Here is a 22350-nt window from a genome sequence, read left to right on the forward strand (position 1 = left end):
TGATGTCGCAGACGCACCAGCCGACCGCTATGTCGGTGTGTCCCAGTTGCGAGGAGCCGCTCGACGCGGGCGACCGCTTCTGCGGGGCCTGTGGATACGACCTGTCGTCGGAGCCGTCCCTGTCGGACGGCCCGTCGTCGGAGCCGGTTGTCGCCGCTCCCGAGGCGGCGGAGGCCGCCGAGGTGGACTGGCCGGACGCCCCCGAGCCGACCAGCTCGGACACGCCCGCGCCGGTCCATCGGGCGAGCGACCTGGAGGGCATCGAGTCCGGCGGGGGCGAACTGCCCGCGGCCGTCCGGTTCGACGACCCCCCGGAGGGCGACTTCGAGCTCGCCGCGCCCGATCCGCGGACGGCCTCGCCCGAGGAGCTGGAGGCCGCGACACCGGCGTCCGGCACCAAGCTGTGCGTGGCCTGCCGCGCCGGGCAGGTCGACGCCGACGGCTACTGCGAGAACTGCGGGCACGCCCAGCCGCGCGAACGCGACCACATGGAGCAGGAGTTGGGCGCGGTCGCGGCCGTCAGCGACCGGGGCCTGCGGCACCACCGCAACGAGGACGCGTTCGCGATCTCCTCGGCGGCGCTGCCCGACGGGTTCCCCGCGGTCGTCGCCGTCGTCTGTGACGGGGTGTCCTCGGCGACCCGCCCCGACGACGCGTCGCTGGCCGCGTCCCGCGCCGCCAACGAGGCGCTGCACGAGTCGCTGCCCCGGGGCACGCACCCGCAGCAGGCCATGCACGAGGCGATCGTGGCGGCGGCCGAGTCGGTCAACGCCCTGGCCCAGGAGCCCGAGACGGCCCGCGAGCACCAGCCGCATCAGAACGCGCCGGCCTGCACCTTCGTCGGTTCGGTCATCACGCGCGAGCTGCTGATCGTCGGCTGGGTCGGCGACTCGCGCGCCTACTGGGTGCCCGACGACCGCACGGCGCCCGCGGCCCGGCTCACCGAGGACGACTCGTGGGCCGCGCAGATGGTGGCCGCCGGTCTGATGAACGAGGCGGAGGCGTACGCCGACGAGCGGGCCCACGCGATCACCGGCTGGCTCGGCGCGGACGCGTACGAACTGGAGCCGCACACCGCTTCCTTCAAACCGGACCGGCCTGGTGTGGTGGTGGTGTGCACCGACGGACTGTGGAACTACGCGGAGAGCGCGGAGGAGATGGCGCGGATCGTGCCCGCCGACGCCGCGCTGCGCCCGCTGCACAGTGCCCAGGTGCTCGTCGGGCACGCCCTCGACGGTGGGGGCCACGACAACGTAACAGTGGCGGTGCTGCCGTTCCCGGTCGCGCAGCAGGGGGCAGGATCGGCCTAGGCCGGACGTATACGTGCGGCTCGTGTCGAACGTCACAGATGGTCTTGTTCAGGGGGGACTTGTCACCATGGCCAACTTCTCGAAGTCGAACGTCCCGCAGTTCTCCGTCGAGGTCTATCAGAACGAGTACCTGCCCGAGGGCGGCCGCGAGGTCAACGCGATCGTCACCGTGACGTCCACCGGCGGCGGCACCGCGGGCGCCCCGCACCTGTACGGCACGGGTGGCGGGACGGACGCCGCGGTGGTGCTGATGGTGGACTGTTCCGGCTCGATGGACTATCCGCCGACCAAGATGCGAGGCGCCCGGGACGCGTCGGGCGCGGCGATCGACGCCCTGCGCGACGGGGTGCGGTTCGCGGTGATCGCGGGCACGCACGTCGCCAAGGAGGTCTATCCGGGCGCCGGGCGGCTCGCCGTCGCCTCACCGAGCACCCGTGAACAGGCCCGGCAGGCGCTGCGTCAGCTCTCCGCGGGCGGCGGCACCGCGATCGGCACCTGGCTGCGCCTGGCCGACCGCCTCCTCTCCTCCGCCGACGTGCCCGCCTCGGCGGTGCGCCACGGCATCCTGCTCACCGACGGGCGCAACGAGCACGAGTCCCCCGAGGACCTGCGGGCGACGCTGGACGCGTGCGCGGGCCGCTTCACCTGTGACGCCCGCGGCGTCGGCACGGACTGGGAGGTGAAGGAGGTCACAGGCGTCGCCTCGGCGCTGCTCGGCACCGCCGACATCGTCGCCGACCCGGCGCATCTGGCGTCCGACTTCACGCGGATGATGGAGACGGCGATGGGCAAGGAGGTCGCCGACGTCGCCCTGCGGCTGTGGACCCCGCTCGGCTCCGAGATCAAGTTCGTCAAGCAAGTGGCGCCCACCGTCGGCGAGTTGACCGACCGGCGCACCGAGGCGGGACCGCGTGCGGGCGACTACCCGACCGGCTCGTGGGGCGACGAGTCCCGCGACTACCACGTGTGCGTCCAGGTCCCCAACGCCGAGCTCGGCCAGGAGATGCTCGCCGCCCGCGTCTCCCTGGTGATCCCGCAGCCGGACGGCACGGCACAGACCCTCTCGCAGGGCCTCGTCCGCGCGGTGTGGACGGACGACATGGTGGCCTCTACGTCGATCAACCCGCAGGTCGCGCACTACACGGGCCAGGCCGAACTGGCCCAGGCCATCCAGCAGGGCCTGGACGCGCGCAAGGCGGGCGACGCGGACGGGGCGACCGCGAAACTGGGCCGTGCGGTGCAGCTCGCGGCGCTCTCCGGGAACGCGGATACGGCGAAACTGCTTTCGAAGGTGGTGGACGTGGTCGATGCCGCGGAAGGTACTGTTCGATTGAAGGCGAAGGTCGCGGAGGCCGACGAGATGACTCTCGAGACCCGGTCCACCAAGACAGTTCGCGTGAAGAAGTAAGCAGCTCAGACGGACGTACGAGTACGTACGAAGGAGAGGGGGAAGCGCCGACATGCCGACCTGCCCGAACGGACACCAGTCGGGTTCCGACGACTGGTGCGAGGTCTGCGGTCACCGCATGACCGGTGCCGTGCCCCCGCCCCCTCCGCCGCCCCCGGCCGCCGGTTACGGCTACCCCGGGCCTGCCGTGCCGCCGATGCCGGGGGGCATGGGCGGAGCGCCCGAGCTGTGCCCGCAGTGCCGCACGCCGCGTGAGGGCGGCGCGCCGTTCTGCGAGGAGTGCCGCTGGAACTTCCTCACGAACACCGCGACGTCGTACACCCCGGCGGCCCCGAACCCGCCGCTCCCGACCGCGGGCGGCCCCGGCGGCGCCGGTGGTCCCGGTGGTCCCACAGGCCCCGGCGGACCGCAGGGTGCGAACCCGGCGCTGCGCTTCCAGCAGCCGCCGCAGGGCCGCGACCCGTACGAGTACCAGGGCTCGCGCCCCTCTCAGATGAACCGGCCGGCCGAGCCGATCCCGCCGAGCCCCTTCGGCGGTGAGCCGTCGGGCCCGTCCCCGTTCCCGCCGCCGCCGGGGCCGACCGGGACGGGGGGCGGCGTCCCCCAGGCGTTCCAGCAGCAGCCGCCGGCGCCCGCGCCGACGCAGCCGGGTCCGCCCGCGCCGCCGCCGTACCCGGACTTCAACCGTCCCCAGTCCCCACAGGCCCCGCCTCCGCCGCCGGCCCCCTCGAACCCGTCCTTCGGCGGTTCCGGGACCGGACCTGGGACCGGGACCAACGGTGACGACTGGGTGATCTCGCCGCCGTCGTCACAGTCACCGGCCGCGCCGCCGCCCTACCAACAGCAGCCGCAGCAGCCGCAGGCGCCCGTGAGCTGGTCGGCGACGATCGGTCCCGACCGCGAGTACTTCATGGCGATGATGCACCGCAGCGGACCCGAGGCGTCGGGCCTGAACCTGCCCGCGTACTCGCCCGAGCAGCAGCGTCAGCTCATCGGCAACCAGATCACGATCGGCCGCCGCCGCCACTCGACCGGTGACACCCCCGACATCGACCTGTCGGTGCCGCCGGAGGACCCGGGCGTCTCGCACTCGCACGCGGTGCTGGTGCAGCAGCCGGACGGCACGTGGGCGGTCGTCGACCAGAACTCGACGAACGGCACGACGGTCAACGGCGGCGAGGAACCGATCCAGCCGTTCGTCCCGGTCCCGCTGCAGGACGGCGACCGGGTGCACGTAGGGGCCTGGACGACCATCACGATCCACCGGGGCTGACACCTTCCGGCGGACGCCGGGCGGGGGGCCGCGCTAAGCCCCCCGCAGGGCCCACACGTACGGCCCCTCCGGATCGTCCAGCCACGCCCACTCCCGCCCCCCGGACACGGTCACCCCGAAACGTTCCCGCGCGGGCCGGCCCTCCCGCAGCCACAGCGCCATCGCCTCGTGCGGGTCCATGGCCCCGGCCGTCAGCGTCAGCAGGAACCGGAAGAGTTCGTCCTGGAGCACCCGGCGCGGCAGTCCCCCGATGTGCTGCACGGGCGCCGCGCCCTCCGTGTCGCCGCGCAGCGCGACGAAGTACGCGGGCGTGTGCAGGAACCGCCCCTCGGCGTACGCCGCGTCCCGCACGGTCAGCATCAGCAGCCCGGTCGACAGCGGCGCGAGGATCCGCGCCCCGGGACGGCACTGCGCGAGCCAGGCCACCGGTACCGAGCGCAGCGCGCACGTCGCCATGATCCGGTCGTAGGGGGCCCGCTCCGCGCAGCCGCGCGCCCCGTCCCCGGTGACCACGGTCGGCCGGTACCCGGCGGCGGCGAGGTGCGACCGCGCCGATTCGGTGATCTCGGGGTCGAGGTCGACAGTCGTCACGCGTTCGTCGCCGAGCCGGTGCGCGAGCAGCGCCGCGTTGTAGCCGGTGCCCGCGCCGATCTCCAGGACCCGGTCCCCGTCGCGGACGTCCAGGTCGACCAGCATCTGGGCCATCAGCGACGGCTGGCTGCTGGAGGAGACCAGCTCCCCGTCGCGCAGCCGGGTCGCCAGCGGCTGGTCCGCGTAGACACCGCGCAGCCAGCGCCGTCGCCGCTCGGGTTCGGGATACTCGCCCCACAGCCGTTCGTAGCCACCGGTGACGCCGGCGAAGTAGTACGGCACGAAGAGATGGCGGGGTACGTGCTCGAACGCCTCCCGCCACCGGGAGTCCGCGTCCCACGCCCCGCTCTCCGCGATCTCCCGTACGAGCGCGGCCCGCGCGCGTACGGCGAGCAGTTCAAAGTCATCAGGTCCTTCGACGTGCTCTGCGCCCATATGTCCACTGTGCTGCGCGGGCGCCGGATCGGCGAGCCCCTCGTCACGACCGGCGGGGTCCTGAGCCCCAAGTCCTAGGCCCCCCTGTCTGAGACCATGGACCTGTGACTGAGATCCCGCGCGACACGCTTCAGGAGCAGACGTTCTACGAGCAGGTGGGCGGCGAGGAGACCTTCCGCCGCCTCGTGCACCGCTTCTACGTGGGCGTCGCACAGGACCCGCTGCTGCGTCCCATGTACCCGGAGGGGGACCTGGGCCCCGCCGAGGAGCGGTTCGCCCTGTTCCTGATGCAGTACTGGGGCGGCCCGCGCACGTACAGCGACAACCGGGGCCATCCGCGCCTGCGGATGCGGCACGCCCCGTTCCAGGTGGACCGGGCGGCGCACGACGCGTGGCTGAAGCACATGCGGGACGCGGTGGACGAGATCGGGCTCTCCGACGAGCACGAGCGGACGCTGTGGAACTACCTGACGTACGCGGCCGCGTCGATGGTGAACACCGAGGGCTGACGCCCGCCGGAACACCGCTCAACGGGCACCCCGCCCGGTCCAGACCTCTTCCCCGACCCCGGTCGCTTCTGACAGCGTCCGGACAGGCTTTCGGGGGCGTGTGGCGTGGCAGGGGAATCCGCGGGCGGCCAAGGTGTGGGGTTTTGTCCTCCTACGTGTGCGGGCGCATCGCCTGTTGCTGACCGCGGCGGTGCTCGCCGTGCTGCTGACGACCTCGGTGCTCGCCATGCTCAGCGCGTTCTCCGGGGCGATCGGCGACGCCTCGCTGCGGCACTCACTGCGCACCCGGGACGCGGCGACGACCGCGCTCGTGGTCCGCGCCGATGTCCCGGCAGAGGGGCGCGAAGCAGCCATCGCCGCGCTCGACAAAGGCGCGCGGCACACCTTCGACGGGCTGCCCGTACGCCGTGAGGCGCTGATCACCTCCGGCCCGTACGGTCTGCCGCACACCCCGCGCGGCAAGCAGCCGGACCTGACGAGGTTCGCGGCGATCGAGCCGTCCGAGGTGAAGGTCACCGCGGGACGGCTGCCCCGGGCGGCTGACGGCCCGGTGATCGAGGCGGCGCTCCCGGTGGTCGCCGCGCAGCAGTTGAAGCTGAAGCCGGGCGACCGCCTCACCCTCGCCGACCGGCTCGGCGGCCCCGCGGTCGCCGTCGAACTGACCGGCGTCTACCGCCCGGCCCGGCCGCAGTCCCCGTACTGGACGCTCGACGAACTGGGCGGGCGCGGAGTCCGCAAGCTGAGCTTCACGACGTACGGGCCGCTGCTCGCGGACCCGTCGGTGGTGGCCGGCGGCAAGGTCAGCGACGACCGGCGCCCCCAAGCGCCCCACGACGCTGCTGCTCGGCGGGGCCGCCATCGACGCGGGCGCGCTCCACAAGGCGGCGGGCCCGGCAAGGACCGTCCGTGTGCGCGCCCGCTACATCGACTCCCCGCCGCAGACCGGCGCCACCGGCATCTACGTCGCCGCGGTCGCCGCGGGCGCGGGCTTCGCCGCCCTGGCCCTGCTCCTCGCCCTGGCCAGGGCCGCCCCGGAACGCCTCGCGCTGCTGGCCCGGCTGCGCACCATGGACCTCACCCGCCGCCCGACCGCGGGCGCCGCCGAGGTCGCCGGCCACGACCTGCTCACGATGGGCGCCGAGGAACGGCTCCGCTGCCGCCGCGAAGCCGTCGCCTTCGTCTGGCAGCAGACGGCCCGCAACCTCCTCCCGTACCTGACGGCAGCTCAGAACGTGGCGCTGCCCATGCAGTTGCGCGGGAAGACCCGCCGGTCCAAGAAGACCGAGCGGGCCACCGAACTCCTGGACCTCCTCGGCGTGGCCGACTGTCACGACCGCCGCCCGCAGCAGATGTCCGGCGGCAAGCAGCAGCGCGTCGCCATCGCCGTGGCCCTCGCCAACGAACCCAAGGTGCTGCTCGCCGACGAGCCCACCGGTGAGCTCGGCTCGCACACCGGCGAGCAGATCTTCGCCGCGTTCCGCACGGCGAACGAGGAGTTGGGCACGACCGTCGTCATCGTCACCCACGACCAGACGGTCGCCTCGGAGGTGCGCCGCACGGTCGCCATCCGCGGCGGCCGTACGTCGACGGAGGTGCTGCGCCGCACCCACGTCGACGCGGCGACGGGCCAGGAGTCCCTGCTCTCGCGCGAGTACGCGATGCTGGACCGCGCGGGCCGGCTGCAACTCCCCGCGGAATACACCGAGTCACTGGGCATGCGGGACCGGGTCATGCTGGAACTGGAGGAGGACCACATCCAGATCTGGCCGGACGACCAGGAGCGGTGACACACCTGGCGCCGCAGTCGGTCCGGCAGCCGGTCCGGCAGGCGCTCAGGCCGGGGTGACCGCGAGGCCGCCGAGTCCGGCGGTCCCGCGCCGCAGGGCCACGGACCCGTACGGGGTGCGCAACCGCGCCCACGCCCCGGCCGCGAGCAGATCGACATGGTCGCCCCGGAGGAAGCCGAGCGAGGCCGCCGCGTGCGCGAGCCGCACCGGCACCCCGGTGCCGCCGATCTCCCGGGACCAGATCTCCCGGCCGATCCCGTCGAGCCCGGCCCGGGTCCGCTCCTCGGGCGCCAACTCCTCGACCCGCGCCCGGAATTCACCCACGGCGACCTTCACGAGGCCGCGCAGCGCCTCCGCGCCCGGAAATCCGGAGACCCGCTCCCAGCCGCCGCGCGGCGGCAGCACCCCGGCCCACGGCGGCCCGGTGACGGCCCCCGGGACCGCGGCGGTCGAAGCACCCTCGTCGATTGATTCGAGCAGCTCCCCGGCCGACACGGTCGCGTCGAGTACGTCGTCGATCCCGTTCTCGTACGGCTTCAGCAGCCGTGCCGTACGGATCGCCAGCACCTCGAACGAGGGCGGCCGCCCGAACACGGCGAGCGCCTGACCGCCGGCCTGCGCCTGGAGGCGTACGGCGGCCGCCTTGTCGTAGTGCAGCAGCCGGCCCAGGAAGGCGGCGAGATCCGCCGCCTCCCCGGCATCGGCGAAGTGCAGCAAGGGCGCGCTCATGCGGCGAGCGCCCCCGCGTCACCGCTCTCGTCCCGGTACTCCTCCAGGAACGCCCGCTCGTCCGCGGTGATGCGGCGCGGCCGCTGCGCCTCGAAGTCGAACGGCACGATCACCGTCGAGGCCCGGACGTACACCTGGTCCGGGTCCTTGACCTCGTAGGCGAGCGTGAACGACGCCGCCCTTATCTGCGTGACCCACATTTCGATGTCCACCGGCGCGTGCCGGTGGACCAACTGCCGCTTGTAGTCGATCTCATGGCGTGCCACGACGGACCCCTGCTGAAAATCCTTGTCCGGACGGAACAGGAAATCAATTCGCGCCTCCTCCAGGTACCGGAGGAAGACCACGTTGTTCACGTGGCCGTACGCGTCCATGTCCGCCCAGCGCAGGGGGCAGGCGTATACGTGGCGAGCCATCAGCCGCGGGTCAGCTTCTTGTAGGTGGCGCGGTGCGGACGGGCCGCGTCGGCACCGAGCCGCTCGATCTTGTTCTTCTCGTACGACTCGAAGTTGCCCTCGAACCAGAACCACTTGGAGTCACCCTCGTAGGCGAGGATGTGCGTGGCGACCCGGTCCAGGAACCACCGGTCGTGGGAGACGACCACAGCGGCACCGGGGAACTCGAGGAGCGCGTTCTCCAGGGAGCTGAGGGTCTCGACGTCCAGGTCGTTCGTCGGTTCGTCGAGGAGCAGCAGGTTGCCGCCCTGCTTGAGGGTCAGCGCCAGGTTGAGGCGGTTGCGCTCACCACCGGAGAGCACGCCCGCGGGCTTCTGCTGATCGGGACCCTTGAAGCCGAAGGCGGAGACGTACGCGCGCGAAGGCATCTCCACCTGCCCCACGTTGATGTAGTCCAGCTCGTCCGACACCACGGCCCACAGCGTCTTCTTGGGGTCGATGTTGGCGCGGTTCTGGTCGACGTAACTGATCTTGACGGTGTCGCCGACCTTGATCGCGCCGGAGTCCGGCGTCTCAAGACCCTGGATCATCTTGAACAGGGTGGTCTTACCGGCACCGTTCGGACCGATGACGCCCACGATGCCGTTGCGCGGCAGCGTGAAACTGAGGTCGTCGATGAGGACCTTGTCACCGAACGCCTTGCTGAGGTGCTCGACCTCGACGACGATGCTGCCCAGGCGCGGGCCCGGCGGGATCTGGATCTCCTCGAAGTCCAGCTTCCGCATCTTGTCGGCCTCGGCGGCCATCTCCTCGTAACGGGCCAGACGCGCCTTGGACTTGGCCTGCCGCCCCTTGGCGTTGGAGCGAACCCACTCCAACTCCTCCTTGAGGCGCTTCTGCCGCTTCTCGTCCTTCTTGCCCTCGACCTTGAGCCGCTCGGACTTCTTGGTCAGGTAGGTCGAGTAGTTGCCCTCGTAGGGGATGGCCCGCCCGCGGTCGAGCTCGAGAATCCACTCGGCGACGTTGTCCAGGAAGTACCGGTCGTGGGTGACGGCCACGACGGCGCCCGCGTACTGGGCCAGGTGCTGCTCCAGCCAGTTCACCGACTCGGCGTCCAGGTGGTTGGTGGGCTCGTCGAGGAGGAGCAGGTCGGGCGCCTCGATGAGGAGCTTGCAGAGCGCGACGCGGCGCTTCTCGCCACCGGAGAGGTTCGTGACACCCCAGTCGCCGGGCGGGCAGCCCAGCGCGTCCATGGCCTGCTCCAGCTGACCGTCCAGGTCCCACGCGTTGGCGTGGTCCAGGTCCTCCTGGAGCTTGCCCATCTCTTCCATGAGCGCGTCGGAGTAGTCGGTCGCCATGAGCTCGGCGACCTCGTTGAACCGCTTGAGCTTGCCCATGGTCTCGGCGGCGCCGTCCTGCACGTTCTCCAGGACCGTCTTCGACTCGTCGAGCTTCGGCTCCTGCATGAGGATGCCGACGCTGAAACCGGGCGACAGGTAGGCGTCACCGTTCGACGGCTGCTCCAGGCCCGCCATGATCTTGAGAACGGTCGACTTGCCCGCACCGTTCGGACCGACGACGCCGATCTTCGCCCCCGGCAGGAAGTTCAAGGTGACGTCATCAAGAATCACCTTGTCGCCGTGCGCCTTGCGCGTCTTGCGCATGGTGTAGATGAACTCAGCCAAGAGAAACCGTCCGGCAGTCGAAGTGTGGCAGCGAGGGGCCCGCGTGAGGCGGCTCCACCGCGTGAGGGCAGATACACCCCATCTTGCCGTACGGCCACCCCTGGGCGGAAACCCGTATCAGGGGGTGGGCCTGAGCTGGGGGTCTGTGGGAGCGGAGAGAGGGACGTAGGCAGTCCGGCCCGGCGCCGTGCGGGCGTCGGGCCGGGCTGTTGGGGCTTTGCGGGTCAGTCCGTGCCGAATTCCATGGCGGCCCGGTCCAGCAGCTCCGCGTCGTCGGAGATGTCGCCGCGCGAGGCGATGGCCTCGGCGCCGCCCTCCGGCATGGTGCCGATGAGGCCGGTCGCGGCGGCCTGGGCGGCTCCGATCGCCGGGTTGGCGGTGCCGATGAGGCCGATGCCGGCGTACTGCTCCAGCTTGGCGCGCGAGTCGGCGATGTCGAGGTTGCGCATGGTGAGCTGGCCGATGCGGTCCACCGGGCCGAACGCCGAGTCCTCGGTGCGCTCCATCGACAGCTTGTCCGGGTGGTAGCTGAACGCCGGTCCGGTCGTGTCGAGGATCGAGTAGTCCTCGCCGCGCCGCAGGCGGATGGTGACCTCACCGGTGACGGCGGCGCCGACCCAGCGCTGCAGCGACTCGCGGACCATCAGGGCCTGCGGGTCCAGCCAGCGGCCCTCGTACATCAGACGGCCGAGACGCCGGCCCTCGTTGTGGTACTGGGCGAGGGTGTCCTCGTTGTGGATCGCGTTCACCAGGCGCTCGTACGCGGCGTGGAGGAGGGCCATGCCCGGTGCCTCGTAGATGCCGCGGCTCTTGGCCTCGATGATCCGGTTCTCGATCTGGTCGGACATGCCCAGGCCGTGGCGGCCGCCGATGGCGTTGGCCTCCATCACCAGGTCGACGGCGGAGGCGAACTCCTTGCCGTTGATGGTCACCGGGCGGCCCTGCTCGAAGCCGATCGTGACGTCCTCGGTGGCGATCTCGACCGACGGGTCCCAGAAACGGACGCCCATGATGGGCTCGACCGTCTCCACACCCGTGTCGAGGTGCTCGAGGATCTTGGCCTCGTGCGTGGCGCCCCAGATGTTGGCGTCGGTGGAGTACGCCTTCTCCGTGGAGTCCCGGTAGGGCAGGTCGTGGGCGACCAGCCACTCCGACATCTCCTTGCGGCCGCCGAGCTCGGCCACGAAACCCGCGTCGAGCCACGGCTTGTAGATCCGCAGGTTCGGGTTGGCGAGCAGGCCGTAGCGGTAGAACCGCTCGATGTCGTTGCCCTTGTACGTCGAGCCGTCGCCCCAGATCTGGACGTTGTCCTCGAGCATCGCGCGGACCAGGAGCGTGCCGGTGACGGCGCGGCCCAGCGGCGTGGTGTTGAAGTAGGCGCGACCGCCCGAACGGATGTGGAACGCCCCGCAGGTGAGCGCGGCGAGCCCTTCCTCGACGAGCGCCTCACGGCAGTCGACCAGGCGCGCGACCTCGGCGCCGTAGGCCTGCGCACGGCCCGGGACCGAGTCGATGTCGGGCTCGTCGTACTGGCCGATGTTCGCCGTATAGGTGCAGGGGACGGCGCCCTTGTCACGCATCCACGCGACCGCGACAGAGGTGTCGAGGCCACCCGAGAAGGCGATGCCGACGCGCTCGCCGACGGGAAGAGAGGTGAGGACCTTGGACATAGGAAGAGTATGCATCATCACGCATGATCATGCAAAGGTGATGTGCGTCCCACCCCGCCGGACGGCGGAAACAGTCGGCGGCGACGGCCGCCGACGGGGTGGGAACGGGGCTCACTCGCCCTTGGTCGGCGTCTTCTTCTTACGGACCAGGAAGACGGAGGCTCCGCCGATCAGGACCAGCACGATGGCGATCCCCGCGATCACCGGCGTCGCGTTGGAACTGCCCGTCTCGGCGAGGTCCTGGCCGGCACCGGTGCCGCCGACGGACGCCGGGCTCGGCTGCGTCGTCGTCTGCGTGGTCAGCCCGTCTTCGGCGGAGGCGGCCGCGTCGGCCACCGTCCGGCAGTCCAGCACCCCGCGCAGCCGCTTCTCGAAGCCGTGCGGCCCCTTGATCGTGAAGTCGTACGCCTGGTCCTCCTGCAGCGGGATCGTCACCGTCCGCGAGGCCTCGGCCGGAGTCGTGTACTCGGCGCCCATCAACGTGAAGGTGAACGGCTTGTCGCCCTTGTTCACCGCGGTGATGTCCACCCCGCTCTTCGCGCAGTTCTTCCGCGCGGACAGCGCCGGTACCGGCCCCTCCTTCGCCCAGTTCGCCGTGGCGGTCGCCGCGACCATGGATTCGCTGGAACCCGCGAGGATCTGCGTCTGGCTGCGCGACTCGGAGGCGAAGGCACGGCCGACCGGCACGGTCGTCGACGCCTGCACGGTCAGCGCGGCCGAGCCCGCCGAGGCGTCCTCGGGCACGTCGAAGAAGATCTGGCTGCCGTCGGCCGCGGCGGTGACCGGCTTGCCGTCCTTGTCGACGACCGTCACGCCGTCGGCGGCGGCCTCGGCGGGCGGTGTCACCGAGACGGCGTCCGTGTTCGTGTGCACGGTGACCGGGCCGAGCCGCTCGCCCGGGCGCCCGGAGACGGCCGCCGGCGACAGGGTCAACGAGGCGCCGGGCTCGGCGAGATCGCGGGCGCTCTTCTGCAGGTAGTCCGCGAGCTTCTCGGCCGCGGGGCTCACGGCGTCCACGTCGGCCTTGTCCGAGTAGCGCCAGATGGCGACCTGCGTGCCGGTCGCGGCGTCCTGCTCGGTGAGGCTGCCCGCACCGGCCTTGCGGGCGAGCGCGGCGAGGTCATTGACCTGGGGGTAGGAGTTCTGCAGGATCCAGCGGATCCGGCCCGCGTCCGCGTTGCCGCTCAGGGACGTGCCGCTCCAGGGGGTCTCCTGGTACTTGGCGTCCGTCTGGGTCGGGTTGTGGATGTCGATGCAGTACGTCTGCAGCATCCCGCCACCGTCGACGGTCATCCGGAACAGCCCCGCGGAGACCTGCTCGTCGCGCCCGCCGTCGTGGATGACGGCCGCCCCGTACGTCTCCAAGCCCCCTATCGTGGCGCTCGCGCCGCCCGGCTTCTCGGTGCCGTCGTCCGCGAAGGCCGGTCCGGTACCGGATATCGCCCCGGCCACCACGAGTCCCGACATCAGGGCCGCCGCGGCGAGGCGAGTGGTGCCTCGCCGACGACGCCCGGCCCGTGAGAACACAGAAAACACGCAATTCCCTTCAGGCAGGACGCTCTTACACACATGGGGGGGTGGTGTCCCGCCGACAGAATCATTGAGCCTTTTGGAGCCTCTTGAGGCTCTCGACACCCATGAAGCCCATAGAGCTACGCCCGGCATCCTAGGGACGCGGCCCATCACGATCCCCGGAGCTGCGCCCCGGCAACCGATCCGACTCGCAATCGTTATCGCCGACACCGCCTCCGAACTGGGCTTATCGACAAATCACCGGCACGCAGTCGTCGATAAGCCGCACTTCGGTCACCCCCACCCGGCCGCTACCCCTCGGCCGCCGTCAGTCACCCGCCACCGGTCGGCCGTCGTCGGTGACCCGCCATCCCGTCGCCGGGTGCCGCTCACCCCACCGGCTCCGGCTCAATCTCGAACGACACGTCGTCCTGGACCTGTTGGGGCCCGTCCTGCCGCCCGCCCTGCAGTCCGTCCTGCAGTCCGCTCGCGTCCGCCGCCGCCCTCCTGGCGGCCCGGCGGAACGCCGACGTGCCGCGCGACAGATCGTGCCCGACCGCCGTGGCCTGGATGTCCGCCGACGTCCAGTGCTGTCCGCCCCGCTCCTCGTCCCGTACCTTCAACCGGCCCTGCACGATGACCGGTTCACCGATCGACACCGAACCCTGCACATTCGCGCCGAGCGTTCCCTTGGCCCACACCGTGAAGAAGTTGGTGTGCCCGTCCACCCATGTGTTCTGCACCGCGTCGAAGCGGCGTGGGGTCACCGCGAGCCGGAACCGTGCCACCGGCCCTGTCGGCAGCTCCCGGTACACCGGTGTCGTCGCGACGTTCCCCACCACGGTCAGCAGCGTCTCGTTCATGTCGTACGTCCCTCCCCGTCCGCATCGCGGCCCGAGCCCTCCCCGAGCCGCGAATCCCAGACTGCCCCGGCGCCGCGAACCGCGCCGACGCCTGTGTTCTACCGGCCGGTTGTGGAAAACCCGGCCACCCGTACGTACTGCTCCCGCACCTCCCGGTACCGCAGCAACTCCGCCGCGACGGGGTCGAGCACCCGCGCCCTGCCGCACGCCGCGGCCGCGTCCCGCAGGCGCCGTTCCGCCTCGTGGCCGTACCGCCGCGCGGGCCCCTTCGCCGCCAGCCGGCAGGACCACTCGACGCACGGGCCGCCCACGATCCCGGTCAGCATCATCAGCACGGGCACGCCCAGGTTCGGCGGGACGACGCCGACGATCTGGCCCAACAGCCACAGCCCGCCCAGCACCTGAAGCACCGTCATCGACACCTGGACGAGCACCGCGACCGGCCACCACCCGGGCCGCGGCGGCCTCCCGCCACAGCCGCTGCCGCCGCTCCCGTACGGCACGACGGAGCCCCGGCCGACGCCCCCGTCCGGCGAGTCGGCCTCCACGGCCAGCTCGTCCAGCGCCTCAGGCAACCCTTCCGCACCCCGCGCGGCGGCCTCCCGCACGGCTTGTCCCCACGCGGCGGGCAGCCCCGTCGCGGCGGCGTCACCCACCGCCCGCACCGCGTGCTCGACGCGCTGCCGCGCCGTGGCCTCCTCGTCGGGCGGCACCGAGGGGGCCGCGGCCGGCGATGTGAGGCTGCGCTGATCCTCGTACCACCGCCAGAGCCTGAGCCAGGGGGTGCCGCACGCCTTGTTGGCCCCGCGGGACCAGGCGCGCTCGGCGGCCTGGCCCGCGGCGGCGGCGCCCACCGCGTCGGCGAGCCGGTCCGCGAACTCCTCGCGGGCCGCCTCGCTCAGCCCCGTCTGCCGCCCCACCGCGTACACGGGCCGCAACTGGTCGGCGGCGGCGTCGATGTCGGCGGCGATCCTGCGGGCGGCGGCTCCCCGTTCGGCCGTGAACTGGCCGAGAGATTCGCGCAGTTCACCGACTCCCTCGCCGGTCAGGGCCGACAGGGGCAGCACGGTGGCGCCGGGCTCGCCGTGCTCTCCGAGCGCGATGCCGTCCTCGTCGAGCAGTCGGCGCAGGTCGTCGAGGACCTGCTCGGCGGCGTCCCCGGGCAGCCGGTCGACCTGGTTGAGGACGACGAACATGACCTCGGCGTGGCCCGCCATGGGTCGCAGGTACCGCTCGTGCAGCATGGCGTCGGCGTACTTCTCGGGATCGACGACCCAGATCACGGCGTCCACCAGGGCGAGCACCCGGTCGACCTGTTGGCGGTGCGCGGGCGCCGCGGAGTCGTGGTCGGGCAGGTCGACGAGGACGAGGCCGTCCAGCGTCGCGTCGCCGTGCTGTCCCTGCAGCGGCCGCCGCCGCGAGCGTCCCGGAATGCCGAGCCGGTCGAGCAGCCCGGCCGCGCCGTCCGTCCAACTGCAGGCGATCGGCGCGGAAGTGGTGGGCCGGCGCAGCCCGGTCTCCGAAAGGGGCACCCCGGCCAGGGCGTTGAACAGTGTCGACTTGCCGCTCCCGGTCGCTCCCGCGACGGCGACCACGGTGTGCCGTGCGGAGAGGCGCCGCCGGGCAGCCGCCTCGTCCAGTACGCGCCCGGCCTCGGCGAGCGTCGCTCCGTCGAGCCGCGTCCGGGACAGCCCGACGAGTTCGCGCAGCGAGTCGAGCCGCTGTTTGAGCTCCCCTTCGGGAGGTGCCTCGTACGTCGCCGGGCTCATCGGGCCCGTCTCCAGCGCCTCGACCGGCAGTCCTCCGGCACGGCGCGCGATGAGCCCGTCGTCCCAGGGCTCGGCCCGTTCGGTGTGATCCGAGTGGTCCGTGACGGCGGTCACCGCCCTCACCTCTCCTTCTGCAGCAGTGACAGGGCGGCGATCAGTTCGGCCTGGGGTTCGGGGCCGACGCCGAGCGTGTCCATCGGCGCGAGCCGGCGTTCCTGCTCCGAGCCGAGGACGCTGTCCAGGTACTCGCTCAGCAGTCGCCCGCCGCGATCGCGCAGGCGCAGGGCGCCCTGCGCGCCGATCCGCTCGGCGAGGTTCTCGCCCGCGGCGGCGGCCCGCCGCCCGCCGAGCAGGGCGGTGGCCACCAGCGCGGCGACGACCTCGGGGTCGGGCGGCGTCGAGCCCTGGAGGTCGCCGACGGCCCGCACTTCTTCCTCCGCGTACTCCTCGAGCACCCGCCGCCAGCGTCGTACGGACATCCCGACGCGGTGCTCGGCGCTCTCCAACTCGGGGTCGCGCCCGGCCAGCTCGCGGGCGCCGCTCCCCGGCTCGCGGCGCCACGCCTGGTCGATCCGCTCGTCAGCGGCGGTCACCGCGCACAGTAGAAGCGCGCCCAGACTCTCGACGAGCGCGTCGAGCAGCTCGCCCGCCGAGCAGTCCAACGGGTAGCTCCGCCACCGCTTCAGGGCGTCCCCGGTGAGTACGCCACCTCCTTGCAGCCTGGTGCGTACGCGCGCGTGCTCGCTTTCGTACGCGTCCTCGACAGCGGAGGTGAGCCGGACCGCGGCCGAGTACTGGGCGGCGACGGATGCGGCCAGTTCCGGCATCCGGGTCCGCAGCGAGTCGAGGACGCCCCGGGCGGTGCGGGTCATGGCGAGGGCCCGGGCGTCGGAATCCTGGACGCGATGGGTGAGCCAGGCACGCAGCGGCGCGACGGCGGTGGCCGGCAACAGCCCGCCGTCGCCCGTCGACTCGGGCAGCTCGGGCACGGTGAACCGGGGCACCTCCCCCAGTCCGGCCTTGGTGAGCAGCGCGCCGTACTGCCGCGACACCTCGGCGAGGACCTGATGCGGTACGCGGTCGAGCACGGTGACCAGGGAAGCGTTGTGCTCCTTGGCGGTACGCAGCAGGTGCCACGGCACGGCGTCGGCGTAACGGGAGGCGGTGGTGACCATGACCCACACGTCGGCGGCGTTGATCAGCCGGGCGGCGAGGAGCCGGTTCTCGGCGACGAGCGAGTCGACGTCCGGCGCGTCCAGCAGGGCGAGTCCCCGAGGCATCGTCCCCGCGGTCTCCACCCGCAACGCCCGCTCCCCGTCCTCCAGGAGGGGCGTCAGCGCCTCGTCCTCGTCGAGGTCGCCGTCGGCCTCGTCGTCCGCCTGTCGGGGCACCCACACGCGCGTGAGGTCGGGCAGGACCCGCATCCCGGAGAACCAGTGGTGGTCGTCGGGATGGCAGACGAGTACGGGCGTACGCGTCGTCGGCCGCAACACGCCCGCCTCGCTGACCACGCGCCCTACGAGGGAGTTCACCAGGGTGGACTTGCCTGCCCCCGTGGAGCCGCCGATCACCGCGAGCAGCGGGGCTTCGGGGGCCTGCAGCCGGGGCACCAAATAGTCGTCGAGCTGTGCGAGCAACTCACCGCGGTTGGAGCGCGCCCGTGGTGCCCCCGCGAGGGGAAGCGGGAAGCGCGCGGCGGCGACGCGGTCGCGCAGGGCGGTAAGTGCGTCGAGCAGCTGAGGCCGTACGTCCAAGGTCACCACATGCGAAGAATGCCCAATTTTGGCCGCTTTCTGAAGCATATGACCACCTCTGCGCGCCGATAAAGCACCGGTCGGCAGGCACGGCACCCCGAACAAGGTGCTCGTTTCCGCACAGGAAGCACACAGCGGGACGGATGGGGAGGCAGGGGGCGCAGGCATAACGAGTGCACAACACCCGGGGCGTGAGACGCCAAAAGCGATGCACGATTCGTACCTGCCTGCGATTATCAGGACCGCTTCACTGAACCTCCACATCGCATCACGGAGGTGAAGCAGCAAGGTCCGGGACCCGGGAGCCCTATCCTTGTCCCCGGCAAGGTCACGGATCTCCCCCACATCCGGTCCGCGCCACCGGCCACACACCGGCCCCCGTAGCTCAGTGGATAGAGCAGGCGCCTTCTAAGCGCTTGGCCGCAGGTTCGAGTCCTGCCGGGGGCGCCTCTCCACGGCCCTCCTTCGGGAGGGCCTTTTTGCTGGTCGCCGGGGTGATGTGCGACACGACAAAGCCCCGGGCCCTCTCCCTCACCGATCAGGGGAAGAGGCCGGGGCCGGCCGGTTGGACGAACTTCAGAGTTTGTCCATGTGCGTGTACGGGCTGCTGATGCGGGCCTGGCGTGAGCCGAAGTCGACGAGCATCGCGACGCCGTTCTCGACGCCGATGATCCTTCCCAGGCCGTAGCGGTCGTGAGTGACCCGATCCCCCAGGGCGAAGTGCTTGGGGGGTGCAGCGGACGGAGCGTTGAAGGGGCTTGTCGGCAGGTGGCGTCGGGGCGCGGAGGGCTTCGTCATCGTGATGCCAGTATGCGCCCACGGAGCCTCGATATGTCAGGCCGTAAGGACCCAGTAAGGCAACGAAGCGAGACTCGCGCCTACGACACGCCCCTGACCAGGGTCCCTTTCGGGGCGGGCCGCGACGCGGGCTCCCCCGGGCGTTCCCGCCCGCCAGGCCCCGGGGGGGTGTTCCCGCCCGCCTGGGGCCTGCCGCGATGATGAAGGTCGCCGCGGGGAGGCCGGTAGCCCGAGGGCTGCCCGAGTACTGAATTGCCCGGCGTACCGAGCTGGGCCCGAATTGAGCGGAGACCACCATGACCACGCAGGCACCGCGCGTCGACCACGAACTCATCGACGCCGCGGCCGACGTCGCCCGCACGCGCTGTCGCGGCGACAACCACACCATTGCCGCCGCGGCCCGTGCCCGGGACGGCCGGATCGTCACCGCCGTGAACGCCTACCACTTCACCGGCGGACCCTGCGCGGAGCTCGTCGTCATCGGCGCGGCCGCCGCCCAGGGCGCGTACGAGCTGGACACCATCGTCGCCGTGGGCGACCGCGACCGGGGCGTCGTGCCGCCGTGCGGGCGGTGCCGCCAGGTGCTGTTCGACTACTTCCCCGATATCGAGGTCATCGTCGGGGACGGGACGGGTGGGGCCATCCGAACCGTTCGGATCAGTGAGCTGCTTCCCGTGACCTACGTATGGGCCGACCATCAACTCGACGAGCAGCAGATCGAGTAGAGCCCGGAACGCCTCGACCCGTCCGCGCCCTCAGCGCGGCCGACCCCGCTGCACGACCCGCGGCAGAATCAGCCCGGCCAGGACCAGGGCCATTCCCCCCATACGCAGCGCCGTCGGCCACGCGCGTTGTGCCACGCAGTCGAGCAGCACCGCCGACAGGACCTGCCCGCCGATCACCAGGAGCGAGGCGTTCATGGCGCCCAGGCGCGGGAAGACGTGGCTGTTGACGGCGACGAAGAGGGCGCCGAACACGCCGCCGAGGTACGCGGCGGGAGGGGCGTCGCCCGGTCCTGGCCAGCTGCCGAACAGCACCATCGCGCCGAGCAGGAACAGCGTCAGGAACGCGAAGCCGACGACGTGGTTCCAGACCGAGGCTCTGAAGGCTCCGATGCGGGCGGCCAGTTGACCGTTGACGGCGCGGCTCGTGCCGATGAGGACTCCGTTGAGGAGAGCCAGCACCACGTACGGGAACACCGCGCTCACGCCCCGCCCGTGACGATCAGCAGGCTGCCGCCGAGCACACACAACGCGGAGGCGAGGTCGACTCCGGTGATCCGGCGGCGCGGGACGCGCAGCAGGCCCCAGGCGTCGGAGGCGATGCCGAAGAGGATCTGGCCGGTGAGCATCAAGGCGGTGGTGCCGGCGAGGGCGAGGTCGCTGTTGACGGCGATCGCCGAGAGCGTCACCACGAGGGCGCCGGGGATGCCGCCCAGATGGAACCAGAGCGGGGCCCTGCCGGGCGAGAGGTCCGGCGGGTCGAACGGGCGGCGGGCCGCGATCCCGACCAGGCCGAGCGCCACGGCGGCGCCGAGCGCGTGCGCGATCCAGGAGGCGTACGCGGCGGTCGAGTACGCGGCGAGCTCCGCGTTGAACCGGGTCATGAGCGTCAGCAGCACACCGCCCGCGCAGGCGAGCAGCCAGTCTGCGGCGCGCCCGTGCCGGCCGCCGTGCCCCGATGTCGTCATCCTTCCGACGGTAGGGGCGCGGTGCTGCGGCAGCGTGAACGCCGTGTGGCACCACACCACGAGCGATGCGCCGTGCGTGACGGGCTTGTGCGGCGCGCCGTGCGTGACGGGCTTGTGCGGCGCGCCGTGCGTGGCGGACCGGCGCGGCGCGCCGTGCGTGGCGGACCGGCGCGGCGCGCCGTGCGTGGCGGACCGGCGCGGCGCGCCGTGTAGCTGCCGCACGAGGCCTGTGGCGCCGCGTGGTGTCGTTTGGCACCCACGTGGCGCCACCTGGCGCCATTCGGCGCCATTGCTGACTCCAGCTCGGTCCAGAGTCTCGATGGCATCACGTCGAGACAAGTTGGCGCCACCGCGTTCTCGCAGTTCAGGGCACGTGCGCAGGCGTACGGCAACGTTCAGATCGCATCCGGTCTTGCGCATGGTGCCATTGTGGTGCCATTATGGCGCCATGGACCTCACGCCGTACGTCGACTCGCTCCGCCGCGAACTCGCGGTGGCCGCCGAAGCCGGAGGGGATGAAGCTCGCGCGCTGGCCGAGCGGCTCACCGCCCCCCTGGAGTCGGCGACCCGACTGACCCTGCTCAACGCGCTCTCCGCCGCGATGGGCGAGGTCACCCGCGAACTTGCCCCTGGTTCGGTCGATGTACGGCTGCGCGGGCTCGACCCCGACTTCGTGGTGATGCTGGCGCCCGGCGATCTTCCTCACGGGGAGCAGAGACGGGAGCCCGAACCGCTGACGGCTCCGGCTCCGGCCCCCGCCGCGGCCGACGCCGCCGACGAGGGCGGCACCGCGCGCGTCAACCTGCGGCTGCCCGCCCACCTCAAGGCTCGCGCAGAGGAAGCGGCGAACCGCGAGGGGCTGTCGGTCAACGCGTGGCTGGTGCGGGCCGTCTCGGCCGCCGTCGAACCGGGCGGCGCTCAGCCTCGTACACCGGAGAGAACCCGCGCCGTCGGACAGAGCTTCACCGGCTGGGTGCGCTGACCGCAGCCGACCACCGGGTTTCGGGCGCCAGGCGCCTGGCGCCCGAAACCCGGAACCCGTCGGCCGGAACTCCACACGGTGCACGCCACACGCTGCACACCGCACGCCGCCCCACTCGCCATCCACCTTCACGTCCCCCAGCGGGGCGCACCAAGAGCCAAGAGGACGGGACAGCCATGCCTGCTTTCGACACTCCGCAGCCGATCTCGGTCACCGCACATGTGGACGCCGGGTCCCTCCAGTTCGTGGCCGGCAAGCGCGGCGACACCGTCGTCGAAGCGCGGCCCCGCGATGCGAAGAGGGAACTGGACGTCAAGGCCGCCGAGCAGACCGAGGTCGCCTTCAGCAACGGCACGTTGCACATCAGGACGCCCAAGGCCGCCCTCTTCGGCCTCGGCCGCACCGGCACCGTCGACGTGACGGTAGAACTGCCCGCCGGCTCGGGGCTCGACATCACCGGCGCTTGGGCGCAGGTACGGGGTGAGGGGACGTTGGGCGAGGTCCGCGTGAAGACTTCGTCGGGCGACGTCCGCTTCGGCACGACCGGGCCGCTGCACCTGACCGCCTCCCATGGTTCGATCTCCGTGGACCGGGTCACAGGCCCGGCCGAGATCACCACCAGCTCCGGCAGTCTGCGCGTCGGCGCCGTGGAGGGCGCTGCCGTCCTGAAGAACACGCACGGCACCACGACCCTCGGCGACATCACGGGCGATCTGCGGGTCAGCGGCGCCAACGGTGACATCACCATCGACCGGGCCGAGGGCTCCGTCACCGCCACCACCGCCCACGGCACTCTGCGTCTCTTCGAAGTCGCCCGGGGAACCGTGCAGTTGGAGACGTCCTACGGGGCCATCGAGGTCGGCGTTCGCGAGGGCACGGCCGCCTGGCTCGACGTCAGCTCGGGTTCCGGGCAGGTTCTCAACTCGCTCACCGCGTCCGAGAGCCCGGGGAAGACCGAGGACACGGTTGAAGTCAGAGCTCGTACCCGGCACGGCAACATCGAGGTCCGGCGCGCCCGCGTCTGATCCCCGCCCGCCCCGGCCTCCTCCGCCTCAGCCCCTTCCGTCCCGTCCTCCTCCGTCCCGGCCTCTTCCGCCCTCGGCCTCTCCGTCTCGGCCTCCTCCGCCTCAGCCCCTTCCGCCCTCGGCCTCTCCGTCTCGGCCTCCTCCGCCTCAGCCCCTTCCGCCCTC

The 22350-nt window shown here is 71.9% G+C and carries 21 protein-coding genes and 1 tRNA gene; 9 read left to right on the plus strand and 13 right to left on the minus strand.

Annotated features, from left to right (window positions below):
* Positions 1 to 2: 2 nt before the first annotated feature.
* The 3 genes from AB0J02_RS02825 (at position 3) to AB0J02_RS02835 (ending at position 3991) form a co-directional block, all read left to right on the plus strand.
* Positions 3 to 1310, plus strand: a complete 1308-nt coding sequence (locus AB0J02_RS02825) for a PP2C family serine/threonine-protein phosphatase (RefSeq protein WP_363191706.1) — start codon at positions 3 to 5, stop codon at positions 1308 to 1310.
* 67 nt (positions 1311 to 1377) lie between these two features.
* Positions 1378 to 2718: a VWA domain-containing protein gene (locus AB0J02_RS02830; RefSeq protein ID WP_363191707.1), complete on the plus strand. Its 1341-nt coding sequence runs from the start codon at positions 1378 to 1380 to the stop codon at positions 2716 to 2718.
* A gap of 52 nt (positions 2719 to 2770) precedes the next feature.
* Entirely contained in the window at positions 2771 to 3991 is a 1221-nt protein-coding gene (locus AB0J02_RS02835; protein WP_363191708.1) for an FHA domain-containing protein, read from the plus strand.
* A 33-nt stretch (positions 3992 to 4024) separates the two neighbouring features.
* Here AB0J02_RS02835 and AB0J02_RS02840 read toward each other — a convergent pair whose 3' ends face one another.
* Positions 4025 to 5017 (minus strand): methyltransferase domain-containing protein, encoded by a 993-nt coding sequence (locus AB0J02_RS02840; protein WP_363191709.1) that lies wholly within the window; start codon positions 5015 to 5017, stop codon positions 4025 to 4027.
* A 104-nt stretch (positions 5018 to 5121) separates the two neighbouring features.
* On the opposite strand from AB0J02_RS02840, the gene AB0J02_RS02845 reads away from it, so the two are divergent.
* Positions 5122 to 5526, plus strand: coding sequence for a globin (locus AB0J02_RS02845; protein WP_363191710.1), 405 nt, complete (start codon positions 5122 to 5124; stop codon positions 5524 to 5526).
* A gap of 274 nt (positions 5527 to 5800) precedes the next feature.
* Here AB0J02_RS02845 and AB0J02_RS02850 read toward each other — a convergent pair whose 3' ends face one another.
* Positions 5801 to 6385, minus strand: a complete 585-nt coding sequence (locus AB0J02_RS02850) for a hypothetical protein (protein ID WP_363191711.1) — start codon at positions 6383 to 6385, stop codon at positions 5801 to 5803.
* Positions 6386 to 6434: 49 nt separating this feature from the next.
* Between AB0J02_RS02850 and AB0J02_RS02855 the strand changes: the two genes are divergently transcribed.
* The gene (locus AB0J02_RS02855) at positions 6435 to 7313 is read left to right on the plus strand and encodes an ATP-binding cassette domain-containing protein (RefSeq protein WP_363191712.1); all 879 of its coding nucleotides are present in this window, start codon (positions 6435 to 6437) and stop codon (positions 7311 to 7313) included.
* A gap of 45 nt (positions 7314 to 7358) precedes the next feature.
* Here the strand turns inward: AB0J02_RS02855 and AB0J02_RS02860 are convergent, their stop codons facing one another.
* From AB0J02_RS02860 to AB0J02_RS02895, 8 genes are all read right to left on the minus strand, one after another.
* Positions 7359 to 8042 carry a hypothetical protein gene (locus AB0J02_RS02860; protein ID WP_363191713.1) on the minus strand — a complete coding sequence of 228 codons (684 nt, stop codon included), beginning with the start codon at positions 8040 to 8042 and terminating at the stop codon, positions 7359 to 7361.
* Positions 8039 to 8458 carry a thioesterase family protein gene (locus tag AB0J02_RS02865; protein ID WP_363191714.1) on the minus strand — a complete coding sequence of 140 codons (420 nt, stop codon included), beginning with the start codon at positions 8456 to 8458 and terminating at the stop codon, positions 8039 to 8041. Before AB0J02_RS02865 ends, AB0J02_RS02860 begins: the two co-directional genes overlap by 4 nt.
* Positions 8458 to 10122 (minus strand): energy-dependent translational throttle protein EttA, encoded by a 1665-nt coding sequence (ettA, locus tag AB0J02_RS02870; protein WP_363191715.1) that lies wholly within the window; start codon positions 10120 to 10122, stop codon positions 8458 to 8460. The genes AB0J02_RS02865 and ettA overlap by 1 nt, the downstream gene beginning before the upstream one ends.
* A 224-nt stretch (positions 10123 to 10346) precedes the next feature.
* A complete protein-coding gene (argG, locus tag AB0J02_RS02875) occupies positions 10347 to 11792 on the minus strand; it encodes an argininosuccinate synthase (protein WP_363191716.1) in 1446 nt (481 codons plus the stop codon).
* 111 nt (positions 11793 to 11903) lie between these two features.
* Positions 11904 to 13259 (minus strand): Cys-Gln thioester bond-forming surface protein, encoded by a 1356-nt coding sequence (locus AB0J02_RS02880; protein WP_363191717.1) that lies wholly within the window; start codon positions 13257 to 13259, stop codon positions 11904 to 11906.
* A 434-nt stretch (positions 13260 to 13693) separates the two neighbouring features.
* Positions 13694 to 14167, minus strand: coding sequence for a single-stranded DNA-binding protein (locus AB0J02_RS02885; RefSeq protein ID WP_363191718.1), 474 nt, complete (start codon positions 14165 to 14167; stop codon positions 13694 to 13696).
* Between the two features lie 98 nt (positions 14168 to 14265).
* Positions 14266 to 16059 carry a YfjP family GTPase gene (locus tag AB0J02_RS02890; protein ID WP_363191719.1) on the minus strand — a complete coding sequence of 598 codons (1794 nt, stop codon included), beginning with the start codon at positions 16057 to 16059 and terminating at the stop codon, positions 14266 to 14268.
* Positions 16056 to 17699, minus strand: coding sequence for a GTPase domain-containing protein (locus AB0J02_RS02895; RefSeq protein WP_363191720.1), 1644 nt, complete (start codon positions 17697 to 17699; stop codon positions 16056 to 16058). Before AB0J02_RS02895 ends, AB0J02_RS02890 begins: the two co-directional genes overlap by 4 nt.
* 365 nt (positions 17700 to 18064) lie before the next feature.
* Here AB0J02_RS02895 and AB0J02_RS02900 point away from each other — a divergent pair.
* Positions 18065 to 18137: transfer RNA gene (locus tag AB0J02_RS02900), tRNA-Arg, on the plus strand.
* 129 nt (positions 18138 to 18266) lie between these two features.
* Here AB0J02_RS02900 and AB0J02_RS02905 read toward each other — a convergent pair.
* Positions 18267 to 18488, minus strand: a complete 222-nt coding sequence (locus AB0J02_RS02905) for a hypothetical protein (protein ID WP_324776050.1) — start codon at positions 18486 to 18488, stop codon at positions 18267 to 18269.
* 296 nt (positions 18489 to 18784) lie between these two features.
* Here AB0J02_RS02905 and AB0J02_RS02910 point away from each other — a divergent pair, with 296 nt between their 5' ends.
* Positions 18785 to 19213: a cytidine deaminase gene (locus tag AB0J02_RS02910; protein WP_363191721.1), complete on the plus strand. Its 429-nt coding sequence runs from the start codon at positions 18785 to 18787 to the stop codon at positions 19211 to 19213.
* A 30-nt stretch (positions 19214 to 19243) separates the two neighbouring features.
* Here the strand turns inward: AB0J02_RS02910 and AB0J02_RS02915 are convergent, their stop codons facing one another.
* Both AB0J02_RS02915 and AB0J02_RS02920 read right to left on the minus strand, forming a co-directional pair.
* Positions 19244 to 19696: a DMT family transporter gene (locus AB0J02_RS02915; RefSeq protein WP_363191722.1), complete on the minus strand. Its 453-nt coding sequence runs from the start codon at positions 19694 to 19696 to the stop codon at positions 19244 to 19246.
* Entirely contained in the window at positions 19693 to 20400 is a 708-nt protein-coding gene (locus tag AB0J02_RS02920) for a DMT family transporter (protein WP_363191723.1), read from the minus strand. The genes AB0J02_RS02915 and AB0J02_RS02920 overlap by 4 nt, the downstream gene beginning before the upstream one ends.
* Positions 20401 to 20626: 226 nt before the next feature.
* On the opposite strand from AB0J02_RS02920, the gene AB0J02_RS02925 reads away from it, so the two are divergent.
* Positions 20627 to 21160 carry a hypothetical protein gene (locus AB0J02_RS02925; RefSeq protein ID WP_363191724.1) on the plus strand — a complete coding sequence of 178 codons (534 nt, stop codon included), beginning with the start codon at positions 20627 to 20629 and terminating at the stop codon, positions 21158 to 21160.
* A 176-nt stretch (positions 21161 to 21336) separates the two neighbouring features.
* Positions 21337 to 22185, plus strand: coding sequence for a DUF4097 family beta strand repeat-containing protein (locus AB0J02_RS02930; RefSeq protein ID WP_363191725.1), 849 nt, complete (start codon positions 21337 to 21339; stop codon positions 22183 to 22185).
* The last annotated feature ends 165 nt before the right edge of the window (positions 22186 to 22350 follow it).

Origin of the sequence: Streptomyces sp. NPDC050264 (assembly GCF_040655895.1) — a bacterium.
Classification (GTDB): Bacteria; Actinomycetota; Actinomycetes; order Streptomycetales; family Streptomycetaceae; genus Streptomyces.